Source organism: Streptomyces sp. NPDC025833 (assembly GCF_055558055.1).
Genome location: NZ_JBVHNF010000010.1, coordinates 212443 through 228848, shown reverse-complemented (window position 1 = coordinate 228848; position 16406 = coordinate 212443). Strand labels below are relative to the sequence as shown.

The 16406-nt window shown below is 71.4% G+C and carries 17 protein-coding genes; 9 read left to right on the top strand and 8 right to left on the bottom strand.

Translation table 11 applies throughout. From position 1 onward, the window contains the following. Window positions 1-196 precede the first annotated feature (196 nt). On the top strand, window positions 197-1984 hold the full coding sequence (gene gcl, locus ACZ4K2_RS19755; RefSeq protein WP_467474830.1) for a glyoxylate carboligase: 1788 nt from the start codon (window positions 197-199) through the stop codon (window positions 1982-1984). Window positions 1985-2069: 85 nt separating this feature from the next. Here gcl and ACZ4K2_RS19750 read toward each other — a convergent pair whose 3' ends face one another. The 5 genes from ACZ4K2_RS19750 to ACZ4K2_RS19730 all read right to left on the bottom strand — a co-directional run bounded on the left by ACZ4K2_RS19750 (window position 2070) and on the right by ACZ4K2_RS19730 (window position 7026). Continuing rightward, a complete protein-coding gene (locus ACZ4K2_RS19750; protein WP_467474832.1) occupies window positions 2070-2789 on the bottom strand; it encodes a DUF2207 domain-containing protein in 720 nt (239 codons plus the stop codon). A 160-nt stretch (window positions 2790-2949) separates the two neighbouring features. Further along, window positions 2950-3183, bottom strand: coding sequence for a hypothetical protein (locus ACZ4K2_RS19745; protein ID WP_467474834.1), 234 nt, complete (start codon window positions 3181-3183; stop codon window positions 2950-2952). A gap of 404 nt (window positions 3184-3587) precedes the next feature. Continuing rightward, window positions 3588-5051, bottom strand: coding sequence for a catalase (locus ACZ4K2_RS19740; protein WP_467474836.1), 1464 nt, complete (start codon window positions 5049-5051; stop codon window positions 3588-3590). 206 nt (window positions 5052-5257) lie between these two features. Then, entirely contained in the window at window positions 5258-6148 is an 891-nt protein-coding gene (locus tag ACZ4K2_RS19735; protein ID WP_467474838.1) for a 2-hydroxy-3-oxopropionate reductase, read from the bottom strand. A 38-nt stretch (window positions 6149-6186) separates the two neighbouring features. Then, on the bottom strand, window positions 6187-7026 hold the full coding sequence (locus tag ACZ4K2_RS19730) for a TIM barrel protein (RefSeq protein WP_467474840.1): 840 nt from the start codon (window positions 7024-7026) through the stop codon (window positions 6187-6189). 207 nt (window positions 7027-7233) lie between these two features. Here ACZ4K2_RS19730 and ACZ4K2_RS19725 point away from each other — a divergent pair, with 207 nt between their 5' ends. The 8 genes from ACZ4K2_RS19725 to ACZ4K2_RS19690 all read left to right on the top strand — a co-directional run bounded on the left by ACZ4K2_RS19725 (window position 7234) and on the right by ACZ4K2_RS19690 (window position 14464). Next, window positions 7234-7482, top strand: coding sequence for a hypothetical protein (locus tag ACZ4K2_RS19725; protein ID WP_467474842.1), 249 nt, complete (start codon window positions 7234-7236; stop codon window positions 7480-7482). After that, complete coding sequence (locus ACZ4K2_RS19720; RefSeq protein ID WP_467474844.1) at window positions 7479-7847, top strand: helix-turn-helix domain-containing protein; 369 nt, start codon at window positions 7479-7481, stop codon at window positions 7845-7847. The genes ACZ4K2_RS19725 and ACZ4K2_RS19720 overlap by 4 nt, the downstream gene beginning before the upstream one ends. Before the next feature lie 200 nt (window positions 7848-8047). Beyond that, window positions 8048-8557: a 2-oxo-4-hydroxy-4-carboxy-5-ureidoimidazoline decarboxylase gene (gene uraD, locus ACZ4K2_RS19715; protein ID WP_467474846.1), complete on the top strand. Its 510-nt coding sequence runs from the start codon at window positions 8048-8050 to the stop codon at window positions 8555-8557. A gap of 8 nt (window positions 8558-8565) precedes the next feature. Continuing rightward, entirely contained in the window at window positions 8566-8967 is a 402-nt protein-coding gene (gene uraH / locus ACZ4K2_RS19710) for a hydroxyisourate hydrolase (RefSeq protein ID WP_467474848.1), read from the top strand. A gap of 8 nt (window positions 8968-8975) precedes the next feature. Beyond that, on the top strand, window positions 8976-9911 hold the full coding sequence (gene pucL / locus ACZ4K2_RS19705) for a factor-independent urate hydroxylase (protein WP_467474850.1): 936 nt from the start codon (window positions 8976-8978) through the stop codon (window positions 9909-9911). 64 nt (window positions 9912-9975) lie between these two features. Next, window positions 9976-11388, top strand: a complete 1413-nt coding sequence (locus ACZ4K2_RS19700; protein WP_467474852.1) for a nucleobase:cation symporter-2 family protein — start codon at window positions 9976-9978, stop codon at window positions 11386-11388. 71 nt (window positions 11389-11459) lie between these two features. After that, entirely contained in the window at window positions 11460-12845 is a 1386-nt protein-coding gene (locus ACZ4K2_RS19695; protein ID WP_467474854.1) for an 8-oxoguanine deaminase, read from the top strand. Between the two features lie 251 nt (window positions 12846-13096). Continuing rightward, complete coding sequence (locus ACZ4K2_RS19690; RefSeq protein WP_467474856.1) at window positions 13097-14464, top strand: nucleobase:cation symporter-2 family protein; 1368 nt, start codon at window positions 13097-13099, stop codon at window positions 14462-14464. Window positions 14465-14541: 77 nt separating this feature from the next. Here the strand turns inward: ACZ4K2_RS19690 and ACZ4K2_RS19685 are convergent, their stop codons facing one another. From ACZ4K2_RS19685 to ACZ4K2_RS19675, 3 genes are all read right to left on the bottom strand, one after another. Then, a complete protein-coding gene (locus ACZ4K2_RS19685; protein ID WP_467474858.1) occupies window positions 14542-14964 on the bottom strand; it encodes an acyl-CoA thioesterase in 423 nt (140 codons plus the stop codon). Between the two features lie 52 nt (window positions 14965-15016). Continuing rightward, window positions 15017-15664, bottom strand: a complete 648-nt coding sequence (locus ACZ4K2_RS19680) for a hypothetical protein (RefSeq protein WP_467474860.1) — start codon at window positions 15662-15664, stop codon at window positions 15017-15019. Window positions 15665-15750: 86 nt separating this feature from the next. Beyond that, window positions 15751-16353 (bottom strand): histidine phosphatase family protein, encoded by a 603-nt coding sequence (locus ACZ4K2_RS19675; protein WP_467474862.1) that lies wholly within the window; start codon window positions 16351-16353, stop codon window positions 15751-15753. Between the last annotated feature and the right edge of the window lie 53 nt (window positions 16354-16406).

The window sequence follows — 16406 nt, the reverse complement described above, 5'->3', positions numbered from 1 at the left end:
CCGCCTCTCCCGTCCGGTCCTTCCGCTGTCCGGACGGCTCTTGACGACCTTCGCCCTCCGCCCTACATTGCTTCCAGATAGTAGAAAGTAAGTTCCGCAATACGGAAAACGTAGCGGAGTTTGACGATCGGGAGACTGTGCTCACCGCGGGGCGCGCCGGGAGTACGCATCCGAGAAGCCGAAGCAGGAGTACTCGATGGCTCGTATGACCGCTGCCCGCGCGGCAGTTGAGATCCTCAAGCGCGAGGGCGTCACCGACGCCTTCGGTGTGCCGGGCGCGGCGATCAACCCCTTCTACAAGGCCCTCCAGCAGGGCGGCGGGATCAACCACACCCTCGCCCGCCACGTCGAGGGTGCCTCGCACATGGCCGAGGGCTACACCCGTACCAAGCCGGGCAACATCGGTGTCTGCATCGGCACCTCCGGCCCGGCCGGCACCGACATGATCACCGGCCTGTACTCGGCCATCGGCGACTCGATCCCGATCCTGTGCATCACGGGCCAGGCGCCCACCAACGTGATCCACAAGGAGGACTTCCAGGCCGTCGACATCGCCTCGATCGCCAAGCCGGTCACCAAGATGGCGGTGACCGTCCTGGAGGCCGCGCAGGTTCCCGGCGTCTTCCAGCAGGCGTTCCACCTGATGCGCTCAGGCCGTCCCGGCCCGGTCCTGATCGACCTGCCCATCGACGTCCAGCTCACCGAGATCGAGTTCGACCCCGAGACGTACGAGCCGCTCCCGGTCTACAAGCCGGCCGCGACCCGCGCGCAGATCGAGAAGGCCCTCTCCTTCCTGCTCGCCTCCGAGCGCCCGGTCATCGTCGCGGGCGGCGGCATCATCGGCGCCGACGCCACCGAGCTGCTGGTCGAGTTCGCCGAGCTGACCCAGACCCCGGTCGTCCCCACCCTGATGGGCTGGGGCGCGCTGGCCGACGACCACGAGCTGAACGCCGGCATGGTCGGCGTGCAGACCTCGCACCGGTACGGCAACGCCAACTTCCTGGCGTCGGACTTCGTCCTCGGCATCGGCAACCGCTGGGCCAACCGCCACACCGGCTACAAGCTCGACGTGTACCGCGGCGACCGCAAGTTCGTCCACGTCGACATCGAGCCCACCCAGATCGGCAAGATCTTCCCGCCGGACTACGGTGTCGTCTCCGACGCCAGGGCCGCGCTGGAGCTCTTCGTCGAGGTGGCCAAGGAGCTGAAGGCCGCGGGCAAGCTGCCGGACCACACCGAGTGGGTCGCCTCCACCCAGGAGCGCAAGGCCACCCTGCTGCGCCGCACGCACTTCGACAACGTGCCGATGAAGCCGCAGCGCGTGTACGAGGAGATGAACAAGGCGTTCGGCCCGGACACCCGGTACGTCACCACCATCGGCCTCTCCCAGATCGCCGGCGCGCAGATGCTGCACGTCTACAAGCCGCGCCACTGGATCAACTGCGGCCAGGCCGGCCCACTCGGCTGGACCATCCCGGCCGCCATCGGCGTCGCCAAGGCCGACCCGGACTCCCCGGTCGTCGCGCTCTCCGGCGACTACGACTTCCAGTTCCTGATCGAGGAGCTGGCGGTCGCCGCCCAGCACAAGATCCCGTACGTCCACGTGCTGGTGAACAACGCCTACCTGGGCCTGATCCGGCAGGCGCAGATCGGCCTGGACATCAACTTCCAGGTCAACCTGGAGTTTGAGAACATCAACACCCCGGAGCTGGGCGTCTACGGCGTGGACCACGTCAAGGTCGCCGAGGGCCTGGGCTGCAAGGCCATCCGGGTCACCGAGCCGGACCAGCTCGGCGCCGCCTTCGAGCAGGCCAAGAAGCTGGCCGCCGAGTACCAGGTGCCGGTCGTCGTCGAGGCGATCCTCGAGCGGATCACCAACATCTCGATGAGCCGCACGATGGACATCAGCGACATCTCCGAGTTCGAGGACCTGGCCACCGAGCCCGGCCACGCGCCGACGTCGATCAAGACGCTGAAGGTCTGACCCGCCTGACGCACGAGGGGCGGCCCACCCGGTGGGCCGCCCCTTCGGCATGTCCGCCGCGCGGTCCGCGGAGCCCGCGGGCGGTTCAGAACCCGCCGCCCCCGCAGCCACCGCCGTGGTCGTGGCCACCGCCCCAGCCGTGACCGTGACCGCCGTGGTGGCCACCGCCGTACCCACCGTCGTGGTCGCCGCCCCCGCCCCCGTGGCCGTCGCCGCCCCCGCCGCGCGCGGCCTCGTCGTCGTAGAGGCGGCGCAGTTCGCGGCCCCGGCCGAGCGGGAACAGGCGCTCGTCCGCGAGCGCGCCCGGACCGGTGAGCCGGGCCTCACGGGCGAAACGCGGCACCAGGACGGTGAGAGCGCGTTCGCCGTACAGCGCGACGGCGAGCAGCACCTCCTCCTCCGGCAGGCATTCGGGACCCTGGGGGAGCGGACGGTGCTCGCGCAGCGCCGCCAGGAAGCGGCGGGCGGCCCGGGTGCGGCCGGGCGGCGCCGTGCGCAGCAGTCCCTCCGCCGCCAGCTCGGCCCGCATCCGGGCCAGGGCCCGCCGCACCACCGCCCGGGTGGGCAGCTCCCGCGGTCCCGCGGGCCGGTAGAGGCCGGTGCGCACCGCCTTCTCCAGAGGGTGCCGGAAGGCCTCGGCGGCGTCCACCGAGGTCCGGCACAGGATGCCCGGCAGGCCCGCCACGACCCCGCCGCGCAGGTGCAGCGCCAGCACCGCGACGGTCACGGCGGCGCGGTCGCCCCCGCGCAGCAGGGCGACCGCGCAAGGGGCCTGCGGATTCGGAATCGACGTCGTACGGCCCATGAGACACCCCCGTGCGGGGCCCGCCGCCCCCGTGTCGGCGGGCCCCGTGTGCCGATACTGTGCCCTGGCGCGGGCCGCCGCCGAAGCCCCCGCGGCGTTGTTCAGAGGTTGATTTGAGGGTTGCGCTGCCGGGCTACGACCGCCGCCGTACGCGCCGTCGTCACAGCTCGTGCTCGGACAGCCCGGGCCAGTCGTCCGGGCCGCCGCCCTGCCACTCGATCAGGTCGCTCTCCTCCACCTCGATCCGGTCCAGGTCGGCGAGCCGCAGGATCTCCACGACGTCGTCCAGGTGGGAGGCGATCCCGAGGGTGACGTCCCCCTCGGTGACCCGCCGGGACCCGTCCAGGGCCGGGGAGTGGACCACGATGTGCGGGAAATGGGTCGGATTGGCCATGGGATCAGCGTCCTGCGGATGGCCGCGCCGCGCACGCCGGGGCCGGAACGCGACGAAGCGCCCCCTGACCAGGGGGGCGCTTCGCTGTCACATGGTGACCGTCCGACGGCGCGAGGCTGGGCGCGACAGGTCGTTCGCGCCGCCGGACGGAGTGGGCGGCCCCCGTGCGGGGGCTGGGTGGGACCGCGGCGGGTGCGACGGAGCCGGGTGCCCTTCCCTCTGGTCGAGAAGGGGACGCGGTCCTTCACCACCGCACTGGCTCGCACGCCGCCACGGTCCTCGCCCTGCCCGCGCCCCCCGCCTTCCGGCCACCCCTCATCCGGGCCGTGCGGCGGTTCGCGCGGGCCGCGTGCGGAGATCATGACCTCCCGTCAGATCCCGTACGCTGCTCTGTTTCCTGGATCTCAGTCCTCGCGCAGGGCGCGGACCGCCTCCTCCACGCGCTTGCCGTACTCGGGGTCGGCGGCGTGGAAGTGGGCCAGGTTCTTCTCGACCACGTCGTTGCGGGAGACCTGCGAGAGGCCGCCGGCGATGGTCGCGACCAGCCGGGCCTTTGCGTCCTCCGGCATGAGGCGGTACAGCTCGCCCGCCTGGACGAAGTGGTCGTCCTTGGTGTGCAGCGGGGCCTCGTGGTTGCCGGTGTGACCGGAGACCGGGAGCGGCGCCGACAGCGGGCGGCCGGTCTCGGCCGGGCCGTCGTAGGAGTTCGGCTCGTAGTTCTTCGCGCCGCGGCCCTGGCCGTTGACCGCCATGAGGCCGTCGCGGCCGTAGTTGCGGGCACCGCCCGGGACCGCCTTCGGGGCGTTCACGGCGAGCAGGGTGTGGTTGACGCCCAGGCGGTAGCGGTGGGCGTCCGCGTAGGCGAACAGCCGGCCCTGGAGCATCTTGTCCGGGGACGGGCCGATGCCGGGCACGAAGTTGTTCGGCGAGAACGCGGCCTGCTCGACCTCGGCGAAGACGTTGTCCGGGTTGCGGTTCAGCACCAGGCGGCCCACCCGCTGGAGCGGGTAGTCGCGGTGCGGCCACACCTTGGTGAGGTCGAACGGGTTGAAGCGGTAGTTCGCCGCCTCGGCCGCCGGCATGATCTGCACGTACAGGGTCCACGACGGGTGCACACCGCGCTCGATGGCCTGGAGCAGGTCCGTCTGGTGGGAGTTGGGGTCCGAGCCCGCAATCTCCGCGGCCTGCTCGGCCGTCAGGCAGCGGATGCCCTGGTCGGTCTTGAAGTGGTACTTGACGAAGAACGCCTCGCCCGCCTCGTTCGTCCACTGGTAGGTGTGCGAGCCGAAGCCGTCCATGTGGCGGTACGACGCCGGGATGCCGCGGTCGCCCATCAGCCAGGTCACCTGGTGCGTGGCCTCGGGGGAGTGGGCCCAGAAGTCCCAGACGTTGTCCGGCTCCTGCTTGCCGGTGAACGGGTCCCGCTTCTGCGAGTGGATGAAGTCGGGGAACTTGATCGGGTCCTTGATGAAGAACACGGGGGTGTTGTTGCCGACGAGGTCGTAGTTGCCCTCCTCGGTGTAGAACTTCACCGCGAAGCCGCGCGGGTCGCGGACGGCGTCCGCGCCGCCGAGGGAGTCGGCGACCGTGGAGAAGCGCAGGAACACCTCGGTGCGCTTGCCGATCTCGCTCAGGAAGGCGGCGTGCGTGTAGCCGGTGACGTCGTCGGTCACCTCGAAGTGGCCGTACGCGCCGGAACCGCGGGCGTGCACCACGCGCTCCGGGATCCGCTCGCGGTTGAACCGCGCGAGCTTCTCCAGCAGCTGCTGGTCCTGGATCAGGAGCGGCCCGCCGACGCCGGCGGAGGCGGAGTTCTGGTTGTCGGCGACGGGGGCGCCGGACTCGGTCGTGAGCACGGGCTTCGACATGTGGACCTTCCGAACGGGGGCTGCTGAGGCCTGGTGACGGTGGACAGAGCGTAGGAACGCCCGACCAGGGGAGTCAACAGTTTGTTGAAGAGCTTTTCAACGGTTTGTTGAACACTTGGACAGGAGTGGATTCCGGGCCGCGGCGACGCCTGGGCGCGACAGGACAGGTGTCAGCGCCGCCGCGGCCCGGAAGTCTCGGGGGCCGGTCAGACCTGGGCGCCGGAGAGGCGCTCGACGGCCCGCAGCAGGGCCGAGTGGTCCAGGCCGCCGTCGCCCTGGGCGCGCAGCGAGGCGACGAGCTGGGCGACCACGGCGCCGACCGGCAGGGCCGCGCCGACGTTGCGGGCGGCGTCGGTGACGATGCCCATGTCCTTGTGGTGCAGGTCGATCCGGAAGCCCGGCTTGAAGTCGCGGTTGAGGAAGTTGTCCTTCTTGCGCGTCAGCACGGTGGAGCCGGCGAGACCGCCGTTCAGCACGTCGAGCGCGGCCGTCAGGTCCACGCCGGACTTCTCCAGGAAGACCACGGCCTCGGCGCACGCCTGGATGTTCACGGCGACGATCAGCTGGTTCGCGGCCTTCACGGTCTGGCCGGAGCCGTGCGGGCCGCACAGCACGATGGTCTTGCCCAGCGCCTCGAAGATCGGCTCGGCCTGGTCGAAGTCGGCCCGCTCGCCGCCGACCATGATGGACAGCACGGCCTCCACGGCACCGGCCTCGCCGCCGGAGACCGGCGCGTCCAGGACGCGGATGCCCTTGTCCTTGGCGGCCTTGGCGAGGTCGACGGAGGTCTGCGGGGTGATCGAGGACATGTCGATCAGCAGGGCGCCCTGCTTCGCGTTCTCCAGGATGCCGTCCGGACCGTAGGCGATGGCCTCGACGTGCGGGGAGGCGGGCACCATGGTGATCACCACGTCGGCGTCACGCACGGCCTCGGCGATCGAGCCGGCGGCCGTGCCGCCGGCGGCGGCCAGGCGCTCCAGCTTCTCCTGCTCCAGGGTGAAGCCGGTGACCTGGTAGCCCGCCTTGATCAGGTTCTCGGACATGGGGGAGCCCATGATGCCGAGGCCGATCCACGCGATCTTGGGAAGAGTGCTCATCGGGGTGCCTCTCTAACTGCTCTGCAAAGTCGAAGGGTTCAGCGTGCGGCGCGGGCTTCGCGCGGGAGCCAGTCGAACGACTCGGCGCTGGGGCGGTCGCCCGGCTTGTACTCCAGGCCGACCCAGCCGTCGTAACCGGCCTTGCGGAGCTGGTCGAGCAGCTCCTCCAGCGGGAGCGAGCCCGTGCCCGGGGCGCCGCGGCCGGGGTTGTCGGCGATCTGCACGTGCCCGGTCCGCGCCGCGTACCGCTCGATCACCGCGGGCAGGTCCTCGCCGTTCATGGACAGGTGGTAGAGGTCCATGAGGAACTTGGCGTTCCCGAGGCCCGTCGCCGCGTTGACCTTGTCCACGACCTCGATCGCCGCGGGGGCGCTGACGATCGGGCACTTCGGCGACTCGGGCCGGTTCAGGGCCTCGATCAGGACGGTCCCGCCGACCCGGCCGACGGCCCGGGCCGCGAGGACCAGGTTCTCCAGGGCGAGCGCGTCCTGCTCGGCCGGGTCCACGCCCTCGACGCGGTTGCCGTACAGGGCGTTGAACGTCGTGCAGCCCAGGGAGCCGGCGAAGGCGATGGCCACGTCGATGTTGGCGCGGAACCGCTCCGACTCCGCACCGGGGACCGACAGGGCGCCGCGGTCCGGGCCCGGGAGCTGCCCGGCGTAGAAGTTCAGGCCCGTGAGCCGGACGCCCGCGTCCTCGATCGCCTTCTTCAGGGCGTCGAGCTCGGACTGCTCGGGCGTGGGGGTGTCGATCCAGGGCCACCACAGCTCGACCGCGGTGAAGCCGGCCGCGGCGGCGGCCGCGGGACGCTCCAGGAGCGGGAGTTCCGTGAAGAGGATCGACAGGTTGACGTTGAAGCGCTGGTCTGCGAATCCCATCGGGGGCCGCGCTCCCTTCCGTGGTCGTGTTTCCGTATAGCGGAAGTTCGTTTCTGCGTAATGGAAGATTGCCGCCGTGTGTCGCCGCTTGTCAAGGGGCGCCCGTCCAGCGGACGGCCCTGACCTGCCGCGCGGGTCGGCGGGACGGCGGTTCCGGCGCCGTCCGGGGGCTGCGAAAAGGCGCCCGCCGGGCGTTAGGTTGAGCGCGTGCGATTGAGAGTGGAGTTCACGACCGAGCCGTTCGATCTCGACGAGGCGCCGCCGCACGCCGTGGTGGCCCGCGAGGTCGTCGAGGCTGCCGAACTGGACGCCGTGGACGTCGGACCGTTCGGCAACACCGCGGAGGGCGGTACGGAGGCGGTGCTCACCGCGGTGGACGCGCTGCTGCGCAGATCCCTCGCGGCCGGCGCCACCCGCATCTCCCTCCAGGTCAACGTGATCGGGGAGAGCGAGTGACGGGCACCGGGGACGAGCCGTTCATCGCGGCCGTGAAGCCGCTGGTCGACGCGATCGGCGGCGAGATGGTGCCGCCGGACGAGGCCTGTCCCGACGACGTCGTGCTGAGCTGGGAGGGCGCGCAGGTCGTCGCCGTGCGCCTGCCGCAGCTCGCCGACTCCCTGGACCACATCCTGGCCGCGATGGAGCGCCGCAAGGGTGTGCCGCTCGCCGACCTGGACCGCAGGGCCAAGCAGGAGATCGTCCGCGTCCTGGAGGCCCGCGGGGCCTTCTCGGTCCGCCACGGCGTGGAGACCGTCGCCGGTGCCCTGGGCGTCAGCCGCTTCACCGTCTACAACTACCTGAACCGCCAGAAGGAGGCCTGACCGGACCCTGGCCGTCCCCTTCGAGAGCCGTCGTCCGGCACCTTGGGACGGCGGCTCTCGGCGTGTGTGCGGGGCCCGTTCGGCCCTGTTCGTGAAGCCCTCGTATTTGTTACTCCGAATTTTCAACAAACTGTTGACGTCATGTTTCGGAGGGCGTTAGCTATCCGCAGCCCGTTCAGCACAAGGCCACGGAGGCACCCGTGACTTCGACTTCCACGCCGCCGGGCCTGGCCCGCTTCAACGCCTCGGGGGAGGACTCCGCGCTCGCCTCGCTCCATGAGGCGTGCAGCTCCACGGCATGGGCACGGCGGCTGCTGGCCGCCCGCCCCTACGCTGCTCCCGAGGACCTCTACGCAGCCAGCGACGCCGCCATGGCGGAGCTGACCGCGGAGGACCTGGAGGAAGCCATGGCCGGGCACCCGCCGATCGGCCGCCCCAAGCCGGGGGACCCCACCTCGGCCCGGGAGCAGCGCGGCATGGCCGGCGCCTCCGAATCGCTCAAGGCGGAGATGCTCGACCTCAACCTGGCCTACCAGGAGAAGTTCGGCCATGTCTTCCTGATCTGCGCCACCGGCAGGACCGGTGAGCAGATGCGGGACGCCGTCAAGGAGCGGATCGCGAACTCGCCCGAGCAGGAGCGGGAGATCGTCCGCACCGAGCTGGGCAAGATCAACCGCATCCGACTGGCACGACTCGTCGAAGAGGACTGACAGCAGCCATGAGCACCAGCACCACGCCCTCGGTGTCCACGCACATCCTGGACACCTCCGCCGGCCGACCCGCAGGGGACGTCGCCGTCCACCTCTCCGCCCGCTCCGGGCGCGACGGTGAGTGGCAGCCGCTCGGCGGTTCGGCCACCGACGCGGACGGGCGGTGCAAGGACCTCCCGGCCCTGCCGGAAGGAACCACCCACGTACGGCTCGACTTCGACACCGAGACGTACTTCGCCAAGAAACAAGCCGCGGCCCAGCAGGACGCCCCCGCGCTCCGGGACAGCGAGAACAGCCGGCCGGTGTTCTTCCCCGAGGTCGCCATCGCCTTCGCGGTGGTGCCCGGTGAGCACTACCACGTTCCGCTGCTGCTCAACCCGTTCGGCTACTCCGTTTATCGAGGGAGCTGACCGACACAATGACCCGTTTCGTCCTGGGACAGAACCAGTACGGCAAGTCCGAGAACCGCGTTGTCAAGATCACGCGTGACGGCGACACGCACCACATCAAGGACCTGAACGTCTCCGTCGCCCTCTCCGGCGACATGGAGGACGTCCACCGCAGCGGTTCCAACACGAACGTCCTGCCGACCGACACCACCAAGAACACGGTGTACGCCTTCGCCAAGGAGCACGGCATCGAGAGCGCCGAGAACCTCGGCGTCAAGCTCGCCCGGCACTTCGTGGACAACAACGAGCCCATCCACCGGGCCCGCATCCGCATCGAGGAGTACTCCTGGGAGCGGATCGAGACCTCACAGTCCGGCGCCCGCTTCGTCGGCGCCGAGGACATCGCGCACTCCTTCGTCCGCAAGGGCCAGGAGACCCGCGTCGCGCAGATCACCTACGACGGCCACGGCATCCAGGTGCTCTCCGGCTTCAAGGACCTCACCGTCCTGAACTCGACCAACTCCGAGTTCTTCGGCTTCCTGAAGGACAAGTACACCACCCTGAAGGAGGACTACGACCGCATCCTGGCCACCACCGTCTCCACCTGGTGGCGGCACAACTGGGACGGCGTCGACTCGCACGCCCCGGACTGGGACCGGTCGTACAACGGGGTGCGCAAGCACGCGCTCCAGGCGTTCGCGGAGACCTACTCGTACTCGCTCCAGCAGACCCTCTTCGAGATGGGTGTGCGGGTGCTGAACTCGCGCGACGAGGTCGACGAGATCCGCTTCTCGATGCCCAACAAGCACCACTTCCGCTCTGACCTGTCGCCCTTCGGGATCGACAACGAGGCCAAGGACGGCGCCGTCTACTTCGCCGCCGACCGTCCCTACGGCCTCATCGAGGCCACCATCCTGCGGGACGGTGCCGAGCAGCTCATCCCGGTCGACATGACGAACCTCTGACGCGGGACGCGTGCCCCCGGCCCCGGCACCCGGGCCGGGGGCACGCAACACCGGAGGGAACAAAATGGCACAGCCTGCGAAGGGGCCCGCCACAGCCCCGTGTTCCACCCCGCCGGTGCACATCGAGGACGCCGTCACGTCCGTGCACCCGGTGGACGAGAAGCTCCACCCCTCGCGGCTCGTCCCCGCCGCGCTCCAGCACATCGCCGCCATGTACGCGGGCGTCGTCACTCCTCCGCTCATCATCGGCCAGGCCTGCGGTCTCGACATCGCGGCCCGCACCCGGCTGATCGCCGCGAGCCTGCTCATCGCCGGCATCGCGACCATCCTGCAGACCATCGGCGTCAAGGGCCTCGTCGGCAACCGGCTGCCCTTCGTCAACGCCGCCTCCTCCGCCGGCATCGCACCGATCCTCGCGATCGCCGAGACCAACGGCAAGGGCCACCAACTCCCCGCCATCTACGGCGCGGTGATGGTCGCCGGCGCCTTCTGCCTGGCGCTCGGCCCGTTCTTCGGGCGGCTGCTCCGCTTCTTCCCACCCCTCGTCACGGGTGTGGTCATCACCCTGATCGGCGTCACGCTGATGCCCGTCCCGGTGGGCTGGGCACAGGGCGGCGACAGGACCGCCGCCGACTTCGGCGCCATGCGGCACCTGGCACTGGCCGGCTTCACCCTCGCGGTGATCCTGCTGATCCAGCGCTTCGGCAAGGGCTTCGTCAAGCAGGTAGCCCTGCTGTTCGGGCTGCTCGTCGGCACCCTGGCCGCGATCCCCTTCGGCATGGCCGACTTCACCGGCCTGAAGTCCGCGCCCGTCGCCGCGCTGCCCACCCCCTTCGCCTTCGGCGCCCCCGAGTTCCAGCCCGCGGCGATCCTCTCGCTGTGCATCGTGATGCTGGTGCTGATGACCGAGTCCAGCGCCGGCATGCTCGCCCTCGGCGAGATCTGCGACCGCCGGGCCGACGCCAGGACCATCACCCGCGGCCTGCGCACCGACGGCCTCGCCACCCTGCTCGGACCCGTCTTCGGCGGCTTCCCCACCTCGGCCTTCGCGCAGAACGTCGGCGTCGTCTCGCTGACCCGGGTACGCAGCCGGTACGTCGTCGCCGTCGCCGGCGGCGCCCTGCTGGTCCTCGGCGCCTTCCCGGTCCTCGGCGCGGTCGTCTCCCTGGTCCCCATGCCGGTCCTCGGCGGCGCCGGCATCGTCCTCTTCGGCTCGATCGCCGTCAGCGGCATCCGCACGCTGTCCGAGGCGGGCCTGGACGACAGCTCCAACATCATCCTGGTGGCGGTCGCCCTCGGCGCCGGCATCATCCCGCTGGCCGCGCCGACCTTCTACGCGGACTTCCCGGCCTGGGCGCAGACCGTGCTCGGCTCCGGCATCAGCGCCGGCGCGCTCGTCGCGGTCGTGCTCAACCTGTTCTTCCACCATCTCGGCACCCGGAGTGGGCAACCGGCTCCGGCACTCAAATCCTCCTAGGGTCCTGCCGTGCCCTCCCCGCGGACTCCCCTTCCGGTCCGCGGGCCGCCACTGAAAGACGAGGAAGCACCATGGCACCATCGGCAGACCAGCGCATCGTCATCGAGAACTGTGCGATCGCGACCGTGGACGCGGACGACACCGAGTACGTCTCCGGACACCTCGTCCTCGCCGGCAACCGGATCGAGTCGGTCGGCGCGGGCAAGGCACCCGAGGGGCTGGCGAACGTGGTGCGCCGGATCGACGCGAGCGGCCACCTGGCCACTCCCGGTCTGGTCAACACCCACCACCACTTCTACCAGTGGATCACCCGGGGCCTGGCCACCGACCACAACCTGTTCAACTGGCTCGTCGCGCTCTACCCGACCTGGGCGCGCATCGACGAGCAGATGACGTACACGGCGGCGCAGGGCTCCCTGGCCATGATGGCCCGCGGCGGTGTCACCACCGCCATGGACCACCACTACGTCTTCCCGCAGGGCTCCGGCGACCTGGCCGGCTCGATCATCCGGGCCGCCGCCGAGATGGGCGTCCGCTTCACGCTGGCCCGCGGCTCGATGGACCGCAGCGAGAAGGACGGCGGCCTGCCGCCGGACTTCGCCGTGGAGACGCTGGAGGGCGCGCTCGCCGCGACCGAGGAGACCGTCAAGAGGCACCACGACGCCTCCTTCGACGCCATGACCCAGGTGGCCGTCGCGCCCTGCTCCCCGTTCTCCGTCTCCACCGAACTGATGCGCAACGGCGCCGAGCTGGCCCGCCGGCTGGGCGTACGGCTCCACACGCACGGCTCGGAGACGGTGGAGGAGGAGAAGTTCTGCCACGAGCTGTTCGGGATGGGCCCGACCGACTACTTCGAGTCCACCGGCTGGCTCGGCGAGGACGTGTGGATGGCGCACTGCGTCCACATGACCGACTCCGACATCGCCGCGTTCGCCCGCACCAGGACCGGCGTCGCCCACTGCCCGTCGTCCAACGCCCGGCTCGCGGCCGGCATCGCCCGGGTGCCCGACATGCTGAAGGCGGGCGTCCCGGTCGGCCTCGGCGTCGACGGCACCGCCTCCAACGAGTCCGGCGAACTCCACACCGAGCTGCGCAACGCCCTGCTCATCAACCGCCTCGGCGCCCACCGCGAGGCCGCCCTCAACGCCCGCCAGGCGTTGCGGCTCGGCACCCACGGCGGTGCCCAGGTGCTCGGCCGGGCCGGGCAGATCGGCTCGCTGGAGGCCGGCAAGCTGGCCGACGTCGTGCTGTGGAAGATGGACACCCTCGCCCACGCCTCCATCGCCGACCCGGTGACCGCGCTCGTCTTCGGCGCGGCCGCCCCGGTCACCGCGTCCTTCGTCAACGGCCGGCAGATCGTCGAGAACGGCCGTCTGCTCACCGTCGACGAGGACGCCATCGCCACCGGCACCCGCGAGGAGGCCCGGCGCCTGGCCCGGATCGCCGCCCAGGGCTGACCCGCCTCCTCGTCCCACAGACTCCGGCCGGGAGGGACGGCTCCCGGCCGGGACCCGTGGATCCGAGCGGGATCCACGGTATGCCGTCTCCGGGGCTCGTGTAAGACGCACGCGCCCCGGAGACGGTCGCCCCCCACACCGCTCGCCCACCGCTCACCGCCACACCCCCGTCACGGTCCCGCACGACCACACGCACCACCTCCATGAAACCCACGTCGACGACGACGTGTTACCCGCTCGGAGGAGCCGCAGTGGCCGCCCATCCAGTTGACGAGAAACTCCCCGCCCTCAAAATGGCGACCAGCGGCCTGCAGCATGTCGCCGCCATGTACGCCGGAGTCGTCGCCCCACCGCTCATCGTCGGCGCGGCCATCGGCCTGTCCGCCTCCGACCTGACCTTCCTCACCGGCGCCTGCCTGTTCACCGCCGGTCTCGCCACCTTCCTCCAGACGCTCGGCATCTGGAAGATCGGCGCCCGGCTGCCGTTCGTCAACGGCGTCACCTTCGCCGGGGTGGCCCCGATGACCGCCATCGTCGCCTCGACCTCCGACAAGTCGGACGCCCTGCCGGTCATCTTCGGCGCGGTGATCGTCGCGGGTCTCCTCGGCTTCCTCGCCGCCCCCGTCTTCTGCAAGGCGGTCCGCTTCTTCCCACCGGTCGTCACCGGCTCCGTCATCACCCTGATCGGCATCTCCCTGCTGCCGGTGGCCTTCGGCTGGGCCCAGGGACCCAACCCCAAGGCGGACGACTACGGTTCGACGACCTACCTCACCCTGGCCGGCGTCACCCTGCTGATCGTCCTGCTGCTGCGCCGCTTCACCCGCGGTTTCGTCAAGCAGGTGGCCGTCCTGATCGGTCTGGTGGCCGGCACCCTCGTGGCCATCCCGTTCGGCGTCACGGACTTCGGTCCCGTCGCCGACGCCGACGTGGTCGGGTTCCCGACGCCGTTCCACTTCGGCACGCCCCAGTTCCAGCTCGCCGCGATCCTGTCGATGTGCGTGGTGATGGTGGTCTCGATGACCGAGTCGACCGCCGACATGCTGGCGCTCGGTGAGATCGTCGACCGCCCCGCCGACGAGAAGACCATCGCCGCCGGACTGCGCGCCGACACCCTGGGCTCCGCGCTCAGCCCGCTGTTCAACGGCTTCATGTGCAGTGCCTTCGCGCAGAACATCGGCCTGGTGGCGATGACCCGGATCCGCAGCCGGTTCGTCGTCGCGGCCGGCGGCGGCTTCCTGGTCCTGATGGGCCTGTGTCCGGTGGCCGCCTCGCTCATCGCGGTCGTGCCCCGCCCGGTGCTCGGCGGCGCCGGGGTCGTCCTGTTCGGCTCGGTGGCCGCGAGCGGTATCCAGACGCTGGTCCGGGCCGGCCTGGACCGGGACAACAACGTCCTGATCGTGGCCGTGTCCCTGGCGGTCGGCATCATCCCGATCACGGCCCCGGAGTTCTACCACGCGTTCCCGGAGACCGCGAAGATCGTCCTGGACTCCGGCATCTCCACGGGCTGCGTCACGGCCGTGCTGCTCAACGTGATCTTCAACCACCTGGGCAGGGGCCGCGATGCCCAGGACGTCACCCACCCGATGGAGGCGGGACAGGAGATCGCCGCCGTCCGCTGACGGCGGCCGCCACGACGGAGGCCGGGGGCCACGGGGACGATCCCGTGGCCCCCGGCCGTGCCGTCACCGCCGGCCGGCTACAGGCCGAACAGGGTGAGGTCCGTCGCCAGCTTCCGGAACACGTCCCGCGGGTCGGCGACCAGCCTGCGCGCCGTGAGGTCCATGACGCCGCCCACCGCGGTGATCTCGGCGGCCAGGGTGCCGTCGGCCTTGCGTATCTCCTGCCGGATCCGGAAGGTCTTGCCGGTGCCCCACTCGAACACGCACGTGACGTCGGCCTCGTCACCGGCCAGCAGCTCGCGCAGGTAGCGGATGTTCGTCTCCAGGGCCACCGGGCCCACGCCCTGGCCGACCAGCCGCGCCTGGCTGATCCCGGCCGCCTGGAGCAGCGACCAGCGGGCGTGCTCGGCGTAGTTGAGGTACACGGCCTGGTTGAGGTGCCCCTGGGTGTCGGTCTCGTAGCCGCGCACGGTCACCCGTACGGAAAACGGTTCGGTCACTGCTCGCCCTCTCGTGTTCGTCTCCGGCGTCCGGCCGATCCTGACACGCCGGTCACACCCGGCGCGGCGAGGCCAGCAGATAACGCGCCCTCGTCCGCGGCTCGGTGTACTCGCCGGTCTGCCAGCCCGCCCGGTCCAGGGTGGCCGCGCAGGCCCCCAGCGCCGTGGCGTCCGGCGCGTACACCGCGACCGCCTCCGGCTGCGGGGTCGCCCGGACCCGGTACCCGTCCGCCGCCGCGTCCGCCGGGCGGTGCCCGGCCGCCTCCAGCGCGAGCGCCGCGGCCCGCACCAGATGCGTCCGCTCCCAGCCGCACGGCCGGTCGGCGGCGCCGTCGCGGTTCGTCATCCGGCGCAGCTCCAGCAGCCCCTGCCAGGCGCTGTGCACCTCGCGGTCCCGGGCCGGGCCGGACACGGGCGGTTCCTCCTCGCCGCCGACCCGGGCCGCGAAGACCCCGGTACCGGACTCGGACGGCCCGGCCGCCGCGGTCGGTGCGGCCGGTGCGGGCGCCCCGGTCGGCGCCTCCCGCAGCCGGTGGCCCGCCGGGGTGAGGAAGTGGTCGTGCGGGGGCCGCGGGTGCCGGAAGGCGAGCCCCCGTCCCACCAGCGCCGCCAGTTGGTGCTCCGTGCCGCGCAGCCGGCCGGTGACCGGGTCGGCGGCCTCGATCAGCCGCAGTTGCGCGGCGGTCGGCGGTCGGCTCACGGACGGCTCCTTCCGGCGCGGTCGCTCCACGGGCCCGCCGGACGGCCGGCCTCTCGCGCAGGGTACGGCCCGGGTCCGACAACGCCCTAGCCCTCCCGGGGCCGCAGGTTCCACCCGGTCAGCGCCGGCCGCCCGTGCTCGGTGCCGATGCGGCACAGCGTCCCGGTCGCGAGCTGGAAGAGGGCCCCGTACCGGGGGGCCAGGCCCAGCCGGCGCGCGGTGAGCACCCGCAGGAAGTGGCCGTGGGCGATCAGCGCGACGTCCCCGTCCCCGTCGGCCAGGGCGGCGTCGGCCCTGGCCAGCACCCGGTCGGCGCGGTCGCCGACCTGCTCCGGGGTCTCGCCCGGGTGCTCCGGCGGTCCGGGCGCGACGCCGTCCGTGAAGAGGAACCAGTCCGGCCGGTCGCGCTGGATCTCCGGCGTGGTCACCCCCTCGTACCCGCCGTAGTCCCACTCGCGCAGGTCGGCGTCGACCCGCGCCTCGGGGAGCCCGATGAGCCGGGCGGTCTCCCGGGCCCGTGCCAGGGGGCTGACGAAGGCGGCGCCGACCCGGTACGCGCGGAGCAGCGGCGCCAGGCCGCGTGCCTCCGCGCGCCCGTGCTCGGTGAGGGGTACGTCGGTCCAGCCGGTGTGCCGACCGGAACGCGACCACTCGGTCTCCCCGTGCCGGACGAGAAGGAGCTCACCCATGACGGCACGGTGCCACAGGGCGGCCCGGCCCGCAGGAGGGACTGCTCCGGACG